This is a genomic window from Brevibacterium sp. 239c (assembly GCF_900169365.1).
In the GTDB taxonomy this organism is placed as follows: Bacteria; Actinomycetota; Actinomycetes; order Actinomycetales; family Brevibacteriaceae; genus Brevibacterium.
On record NZ_FXZH01000032.1, the window covers coordinates 20737 to 28356 of the forward strand.

Below are 7620 nucleotides of genomic sequence, written 5' to 3' on the forward strand. Positions count from 1 at the left end.
GAACTCGTGCGTCAGCTCCGTCTGCCACACTGGCGCCTATGGTTCCTGGCACCGTGAACGAGCTCTCCGAACATGATCGGATGATCCTTGACTTGGAGAAGACCGCGCCCACTGCGGTTGCCTGTGAATCGTTGTGCCGGCGCATCGATCTCCCGGCCGAGAAGTACGCTGTTGTGCTCGAGGGGTTGGTGGATACGGATGCGGCATACAGTTACGCGCCGGACATTGTGGAGCGGGTCAGGCGGTTGCGGGCGGAACGGTTCGCGTTCGAACGACGGCAAGGACGGTGGAAGCAGCGCAGCCTTTTCAAGCTGTAACTGGACACGTCGACTGATGTTAGATCGACGCTGAGTCGTCGTAGCCGTCTTCATCGTCGATCTCCACGATGACGCCCTGTTCGACGACATCAGCGTCGTCGGCCTCGCGAATCACGCTCGAACCAGGAACCGATTCGACGACTTCATCATTGACGCCAACGGGCCCTCGCTCATCGATGAGCTGTTCGCTCCAGTCCGGTTCCGGCACTTCCACACCAGGCCGGTTCTCGTTCGTCATCATTGCGTCCTCCTCAATTCGTTCCGAAGCGAGGTGTTCTCGTCTTGGAGATCGAGAATGATTCCGATGCTAGCGAGATTCGCGCCCACGTCAACCAACTCCCGCACGCGCCGCAACCTTGCGATATCACGTCGACTGAACAGTCGGGTCCCACCCTCGCTCCGAGAAGGCGTCACCAACCCATGAGCCTCGTACTGCCGCAACGACTGCACACCAACACCAGTCAACTCCGCAACAGCCGAGATTGAGAACAAGCGCCCACCAGACGCTGAACTCGCCATCTCCCCTTCTCCCAAAATTCCTCCCGAAAGAGTGTTGACATTCGCGTTCTAATCCACTAAATAGTATGTCCATCAGATGATGTAGATCATATCATCTGCGATGAGTCCACCATTCAGCAAAGGAGGTTTCACCAATGATCATGATGCGCACTGACCCATTCCGAGAAGTCGAACGCCTGAGCAGAGAAATCTTCGGAGCCACCGGCACAACGGCCCGCCCTGTGATGATGCCCATGGACGCCTGGCGCGACGGCGATACTTTCCGCGTCGAACTCGACCTACCAGGAATCAACCCTGACAACATCGACCTCGACGTCGAGAACAACGTCGTCACCGTCAAAGCTGAACGGCCCGCCCCCGACCATGGGGAATCTTCAGTCGCGGCAGAGCGGCCCCGCGGGACCTTCAGCCGTCAGCTCGTCCTCGGCGACAACCTCGATACAAGCAGCATTACAGCGAACTATGACGCCGGAGTGCTTACTCTCAGTATTCCCGTCGCGGAGTCAGCGAAGCCCCGTAAGATCGCTATCAATTCGGGCACTACTGAACCGGCAGCCATCAGCGCCTAACGACAACTGGTGGTGTGTTGGCATGCAGACGTGTGCACCAGACGACCAGCGGGGTATCGATGCTGCATTCTGGGCAATCGTTCTCGGAGACCCCAGCCTGCGGGAGCTTGATACAAACCATCAGGCAAATGGCGAACCGAGACAAGGGCTCCGCTGCGGGTGCCGGGCCTTCAGGCACCCCGGCCCGGAACCATCACCGTGGTCGCCCGAGCCCTTCAGGTTACAAGGTATCGCCGAGCGAGTTCTTGCCCGTCAGCGCTCTCCTCCCCAGCCTGAGAGCGCTGAGAGCCCAGACGAGAGGAGGTGAGAGGTTTCCGCATCCATGTTGACCCACGGAGCCGTGCGATCGCGTCCGCCAATCTTCTTACCAGAGTGCTCGACGCATGATGCGCGGCAGTGACGCCACAATGACGGTAAAAGACTGCGGACCCGCCCACGGCTCCCCACCTGGCCCCGGGAGCACCCCGGGGCCAGGTCGTGCTCAAGTGAGAAACACGAAACCGAAACGAGGTGTCCTCGTTGATTAGCATTATGGAAAAAGTTCTCGTGCTCTGGCCCTGGCATGCCCGCGCCCTCATTGGGAAGGCACTGTCAGCACCCCATCGATCATCGACGAAACGTCACGCTGTGCGACGAGAGCCCCTCAGGCCCCTGTAAGTAGAGCGTTGACGAGTCTGCGAGCAGTCTCACTGTCCGCATTCACACCGACAGTATCGTGCAGAAACACCCGAACCCGTTCGACTGACTCGTCGCCTTGAAACTCGCCTCGTTGCCAACGCGCACCGTCGACGAAAGCTTCCCGTTTGTGCTCGCGCAGCACCGAGAGCGAGTGCGAGTGGCCGAGCACATCGAACTCCGGTTCCAGGTGGACTGCATCGACGGTCCGTTGCGCCTGCTGGTCCCAATTCAAAAGCATCTCACCTACCCCTCGATTCAGCCCGCTTCCAAGGCAGATATCGATCCTCGAACGTCTCTTTCTCGCGTAATCGTTATGAGGTTCAGCAATAAGTGGCGGTTTACTGGTATCGCTTGATGGCGGCTCGGTTCGGCATGCTCAATCTGATACCTCTGCAGCCCTCTGCTGGCTGGTGAGCTCTCAGGCATACATGGCATCGCCCGCGCCCAGTCTGAATCACTGCTCTAGCGACATCCTCGCCTTGGGTGGGCCAGGGCGCGCCGACCACAGGGGCCCGAGGCTCTTGCGCGGGCGGGCTCACTGCCAGGTTAGCGAGCACCCGGTTTTGCATTTCAGTACTTGCATATGCAACAGTACTCGCATGGAAGAAGACCCGTCGCTAGCTGCCCTTCGCCGAGGCCTGCTCGAAGTACTGGCCCTGGCCGCTGTTGAGAATTCCCCTCGGTACGCGGCAGAAATCGTTGCCGCTCTCCGGCGCACTGGCTTCCCCGCTCAGGAAGGCACCGTTTATCCGTTGCTGAACAAGCTTCGTCGTGCGGGTTATGTGTCACATGAATGGCAGGAATCGACTTCCGGACCTCCCCGCAAATACCTCCAACTCACCGACAAGGGAACGAACCGGCTCGCTGAGTTCCGAACCTACTGGAAAGAGCTGACCAAGATGATTGAACAGGTAGGACAATGAATCAGAGCAACACTGTCATGATGAGACTATCCGGGCACCAGGCCCCGTTCCCGCTGACTGAAAACACCCATGCAGAGCTGCAGTCCTATCTCGCCATTTCCAGAGACTCCCTTACTGGCGATGTCGACCGCGACGAGATCATCAGAGACATCGAAGCGTCAATCGGTGACCATCTGGCCGAAACCTACGCAGGCGTAATCAACGGTGAACAGATGACGACGATATTGAGCAGTATTGGGCCAGTTGTTTCAGGAAACCCCGGCGTACCGGCACTGACAACGCAACGCGGCCACCTCCCAGTTCGGCGACTACAGGAGGGCAAATGGTTGACAGGAGTCCTCAACGGAATTGCCGCGGCCCGCGGCCTATCCGTCTATTGGGTCCGAGGAATTTACGTCGCCATATCCTTCTTGGCCGGAAGCCTCCTCGCACCGCTGGGTGAAGGCTACCCGATGCTCATTGTCTTCGGTGTCGCGATCGTCGCCTATCTCATTGCAACACTGGTGCTGGCACCGGTCGGCACACGTGAGGAGTACATTCTCACCGAGTCGGCAACCTGAAAGCCGTCGACTTTGTCCTCTGGCGGGCGAGAGTGGAGAGGTGATCCGGTGATCATGGTGAAGTCTGGGCGCTGGTCCGCAACACTCGTACTGAGACCCTGCTCGGATCCTGCCTTAAGCCTTACTACGGGGCAAACAGGAATGACTGGCTGGGTGTGGGTGAGATGATAGCGAAATGAGCACAGGCAAGATTGAGATATTCGACCAATCCGGAACAGACCCAATCGTAATCGCCCCGTCATCACCTCGCTGGGCAGCCGATGCTCACAAGTGGATGAGGGCGGTCTCGAACGTAGTGTCCGACTCTGATCATCGAGTCGAGCACATCGGCTCCACGTCAGTCCCTGGGTTAGCAGCAAAGCCGGTCATTGACATCTTGGTGCCCGTCACCCACCTAGCACACGAGGAGTCTTACCTCCCTGGCATTGAGGGCCTGGGGCTGATACTCCGGGCTCGAGAGGCTGATAATCGGTTCTTCCGGCCCCTGCTGGCCGACCGCGAACGGTGCACGTGCATGTCTGCGAAATCGGCTCATCATGGGAGTCGGCGCATCTGCGCTTCAGGGACGCTCTCATTGCCTCCCCGGGCTTTGCTGAAGAGTATGCGCTACTGAAAGAGCGGTTAGCCAACGAGTTCACAGCTGACCGCGAGGCATACACCCGGGGAAAGAGCGACTTCATCAAGTCAGTCCTCTCATCGGCAGGCAAGTAAAAGAACTAGGAGCAGTCGACCCTTCGCGAGCCCTTCGCTCCCGCCCTGAGGAGGCTGCTGACGAGAAGCCTGGTCCCTCTCCGGCGGCGAACTCACCCCCTCAGACGATTGACAATCGATAGATATCTATCGATACTCGATGTATGAATACTTATCTGCCGCGCCCACCGTTGTCACTCATCATCGTGACACAGGCCCTATTGTTTGTTCTGTTCATCGTCGGCCTCGGCGGAATGTCCTTGCTGCCGGGATTCTCAGCAACCCTGGCCATCGCGTTTCCGGAGTACGCTGGTCTTCGTGGGTCATTGCTTGTCTTGGCGACGGCGCTCATGGTGATCGGTCTCATTGCTGTGGCCATGGTGGCGATGCTCGTGCATCGCATCTATACCGGATGCGTGCTCGAGCGCCGGTCTCTCGTCTGGGTCGACATGCTTGTGGGCGCCTTTGCATTCGCGGCCGTAGTCATCGGTGTAAGTTTCGTCGTGATCAGCATCGGTGAAGCGGGCAGCCTATTCCTCGCGATCATCCAGGCTCTGACGTGCTTGAGTTTCGTAGCGGTTGCCTGCGTCACTCTTGTACTGAGGGCGCTATTGAGCAGCGCGATCGGGATGCGTGCTGAGTTGAATGAGGTTGTGTGATGACTATCCGCATCACGATCGACCGCATGTTGGTTGAACGGGGAATGAGCGTTGGTGAGTTCGCGGACGCGATCGGTATCACCCCGGCAAACGTGGCTGTGCTGAAGAATGGGCGAGCAAAGGCGGTGCGTCTGGCGACTTTGGACGCGATCTGCCGCGTGCTTGAGTGTCAGCCTGCCGATTTGCTTCGTTACGAACACGAGTGAACCTGGTTCAAGCTTTTTACGTGTGAGCCGTTCGGGCTTATCCACCGCGGCAAATATGTGAGGCGTAGATGCTGGGTGTTTTGTGACAGACGACGCGGGATTTCGTGACTTGACCTAGTGGTCGCGCTCAGGCCCGGAACGGTCGGGCATCGCAATCTCGGGTTGATGCTGTTCCGGTTGGAGCGAGGATGACTGTGGCTGCCAGTCGTCCAATGCTTCGTAGTCCGCGTTTGCGATATGAGTGTTCCAATCAATCGGTTCGATGTCGCGATCGATGCTTGGCGGAGCGTACGAGTGGTCACTGTGATCAGAGTGGTCGTTCATGACTACTTGCATTCGATCCCAGTACGGACGGAGATAGTCTTGCTTGGGTGGTTCGGCACCCAGCGGAGTCTCGATCTCGCTCTGGTTCGAGACTCCGCGCCAGACGATGACGGCGGTGATCACGTCATCGCGGCGGGGGTGATGGGCATATTGCTCATTGAGCGTGGCGAACCAAGCCGGCGGATCCTTTGCGAGGACGGCTCGGCGAGCGGCAACTTGGTCGTCGAGATCAAACATGGCCTGGTCCCAAACACGTGACTGTTCTTCGGTGGCCACGCTCGTGGCCGCAATCATGCCACCGGTTCCAGTGGCGGGTTGCTCGGAGGGCTTCTCGCAGCGGTCAATGATCGCCTGAGCTGTTTCACCTGGAAGGACTTCACTGTGGAAGTTCTGCGCTGGGTCCACGCTGATGAGTCGTTGCCAGTTCTCGTCCGAGCGGAGCCGTTCACGGTGCTCGTCATCGGTGTTCACGTTAAGCCAGTCCTGGGTGCGAGTGACTTTCGCCGCCCAGCTGAGATAGGTCAGCTCGTGGCAGATGCGTCCGACGTCGTTGGCCCACCCAAGCTCAGTGTCGCGGACTTCGTGCGCGGACTTCTCCGCGGTGGATCGAGCGACCACCGCCTTGATGTAGTAGCTGGGATCGTCGATGACTTCGCCGTTGTCGTCGAGGGCACTAGCGGTCATGGTGGTGGACCAATCGTCTGGTGTGGGGTTCTCAGGGTCGTCGATATCGACATAGGCGTGGTTGCCGCGTTTGCCTCTCGTCATGGCGACGTAGAACAGTTCACGAGATAGTTTCGGGGTCACGACTGCGTGGCCGGTATCGACGGTCACGCCCTGGGACCGGTGTGCGGTGGTGGCGTATCCGAGTTCGACTGAGGATGCGAGGTAGTCGGCGTCGAGGATGATCGTTGGTGCTGGACCGTCCTCGTCTGATTGGACGTGAGCCTCGACGCTTCCATCGGGCTGGATCGTGGCGATGGTCATGCGGGTGCCGTTGGCGACGAAGGCACCGTTGGAGTCGCGGATGCTGCGGTCGTTGCGGCGGGCAAGAAGGGCGTCGCCGACACCGGCCTGGACCTCGGCGCGGAGGATGACTTGGTCGGTGATGTCTACGTCACCGGACTCGACGAGGTCGGTGTGAGCTCGCTGGTTGAGTTCGGCCACGGTCTCGTTGTCTGAGGCGATGAGAATCGAGGACAGGCCAGCGTCGCGATCGTTCTTCCACGCGGTGTAGGCGGTATCGGCTGCTTCTGCGTCGGGATCGCCGTGGATGCGTCCATTAGCGGCGTATTCGTCGACCACGGCCATGTCGTTGTCGATGTCGATGTCGCCGGAGCGTAGCTTGAGTGAGGCGGCTTTCTCCCATTCGTTCTTGAACCGCCAGATCGTGTTCAGTGTGGTGTGGTCGAGGTGGCGTTCGACGTGGCCAAGGAAACCGCCGGCGTCGACGGCTTCGAGCTGTGCCGGGTCGCCGACGATGAGGAGTTTCGCTCCAGCGGCCTCGGCCTGTCGGGATAGTTCGGCCATGTTGGTCGTCGAGACCATCGAGGCTTCGTCGATGATGATGAGTTGGTCGGCGTGGAACCGGTACTGAGCTTGAGTCGCGTAGTCCTGGGCGAGTTTTGCTTGGATGGCTTCACGTTGCTTGATCAGCTTGGGGCGGTTTCGTGGGGGAGTGTCCGCCAGTTTCTCGTCGATGGCTTCCAGGCGTGCTTCGTGGTTGACGACTCGCTCGGCTCTGCGGGCGGCGCCTTCGCCGACGGATTCAAACAGCCACTTGGCGACGTTATCGGTATCGACGCCGATTTCATCGCCGAGGACACCGGCGGCCACCGCCGAGGGTGCGAGGCCGATGACGGACTGGTCGCCGTGGACGGAGTGCCAGGTGTCGGTGATGGCTCCCATCGTGGTGGATTTGCCGGTTCCGGCTGGGCCGATGATGGCAGAAATTCCAGCATCGGACGACAGGACGTGTTTGGAGGCATCCATCTGGTCGGGGCTGAGAGCATGCCCGTCGTCGGTGCGCCAGTTTTCGAGGACGGTCACGTGATGCTCCTATAGATGTCAAGCGGCTTGAAGAAGGAAGTCCCGGTACTGCGCTGCGAACTCGTCATCACGAGCTTCAGCGCGTTCGATACGTGAAACCTTTACCTGACCGACGCTGAAATGCTC

The 7620-nt window shown here is 59.3% G+C and carries 11 protein-coding genes and 1 pseudogene; 8 read left to right on the plus strand and 4 right to left on the minus strand.

The window, feature by feature from the left end; translation table 11 throughout:
* Nucleotides 1–38: 38 nt before the first annotated feature.
* A complete protein-coding gene (locus BSP239C_RS19425; protein WP_101574973.1) occupies nucleotides 39–317 on the plus strand; it encodes a DUF3263 domain-containing protein in 279 nt (92 codons plus the stop codon).
* 19 nt (nucleotides 318–336) lie between these two features.
* On the opposite strand, the gene BSP239C_RS19430 is transcribed toward BSP239C_RS19425, so the two are convergent.
* Both BSP239C_RS19430 and BSP239C_RS19435 read right to left on the minus strand, forming a co-directional pair.
* A complete protein-coding gene (locus BSP239C_RS19430; protein WP_101574974.1) occupies nucleotides 337–558 on the minus strand; it encodes a hypothetical protein in 222 nt (73 codons plus the stop codon).
* On the minus strand, nucleotides 555–836 hold the full coding sequence (locus tag BSP239C_RS19435) for a MerR family transcriptional regulator (protein ID WP_101574975.1): 282 nt from the start codon (nucleotides 834–836) through the stop codon (nucleotides 555–557). Before BSP239C_RS19435 ends, BSP239C_RS19430 begins: the two co-directional genes overlap by 4 nt.
* A gap of 137 nt (nucleotides 837–973) precedes the next feature.
* Between BSP239C_RS19435 and BSP239C_RS19440 the strand changes: the two genes are divergently transcribed.
* Nucleotides 974–1405: an Hsp20/alpha crystallin family protein gene (locus BSP239C_RS19440; RefSeq protein WP_101574984.1), complete on the plus strand. Its 432-nt coding sequence runs from the start codon at nucleotides 974–976 to the stop codon at nucleotides 1403–1405.
* 643 nt (nucleotides 1406–2048) lie between these two features.
* Here BSP239C_RS19440 and BSP239C_RS19445 read toward each other — a convergent pair.
* Complete coding sequence (locus tag BSP239C_RS19445) at nucleotides 2049–2321, minus strand: hypothetical protein (protein ID WP_101574976.1); 273 nt, start codon at nucleotides 2319–2321, stop codon at nucleotides 2049–2051.
* Between the two features lie 361 nt (nucleotides 2322–2682).
* Between BSP239C_RS19445 and BSP239C_RS19450 the strand changes: the two genes are divergently transcribed.
* From BSP239C_RS19450 to BSP239C_RS19475, 6 genes and pseudogenes are all read left to right on the plus strand, one after another.
* Complete coding sequence (locus tag BSP239C_RS19450) at nucleotides 2683–3006, plus strand: PadR family transcriptional regulator (protein WP_101574977.1); 324 nt, start codon at nucleotides 2683–2685, stop codon at nucleotides 3004–3006.
* The gene (locus BSP239C_RS19455; RefSeq protein WP_101574978.1) at nucleotides 3003–3566 is read left to right on the plus strand and encodes a PspC domain-containing protein; all 564 of its coding nucleotides are present in this window, start codon (nucleotides 3003–3005) and stop codon (nucleotides 3564–3566) included. The genes BSP239C_RS19450 and BSP239C_RS19455 overlap by 4 nt, the downstream gene beginning before the upstream one ends.
* Before the next feature lie 175 nt (nucleotides 3567–3741).
* Nucleotides 3742–4035 (plus strand): annotated as a pseudogene (locus BSP239C_RS20585) (GrpB family protein); the annotation flags it as partial.
* A 35-nt stretch (nucleotides 4036–4070) separates the two neighbouring features.
* Nucleotides 4071–4277: a GrpB family protein gene (locus BSP239C_RS21490; protein WP_101574979.1), complete on the plus strand. Its 207-nt coding sequence runs from the start codon at nucleotides 4071–4073 to the stop codon at nucleotides 4275–4277.
* 143 nt (nucleotides 4278–4420) lie between these two features.
* Nucleotides 4421–4915, plus strand: coding sequence for a DUF2975 domain-containing protein (locus BSP239C_RS19470; RefSeq protein ID WP_101574980.1), 495 nt, complete (start codon nucleotides 4421–4423; stop codon nucleotides 4913–4915).
* Nucleotides 4915–5121 carry a helix-turn-helix transcriptional regulator gene (locus BSP239C_RS19475; protein ID WP_101574981.1) on the plus strand — a complete coding sequence of 69 codons (207 nt, stop codon included), beginning with the start codon at nucleotides 4915–4917 and terminating at the stop codon, nucleotides 5119–5121. The genes BSP239C_RS19470 and BSP239C_RS19475 overlap by 1 nt, the downstream gene beginning before the upstream one ends.
* Nucleotides 5122–5235: 114 nt before the next feature.
* On the opposite strand, the gene BSP239C_RS19480 is transcribed toward BSP239C_RS19475, so the two are convergent.
* Nucleotides 5236–7494, minus strand: coding sequence for an ATP-dependent RecD-like DNA helicase (locus BSP239C_RS19480; RefSeq protein ID WP_101574982.1), 2259 nt, complete (start codon nucleotides 7492–7494; stop codon nucleotides 5236–5238).
* Nucleotides 7495–7620 lie beyond the last annotated feature (126 nt).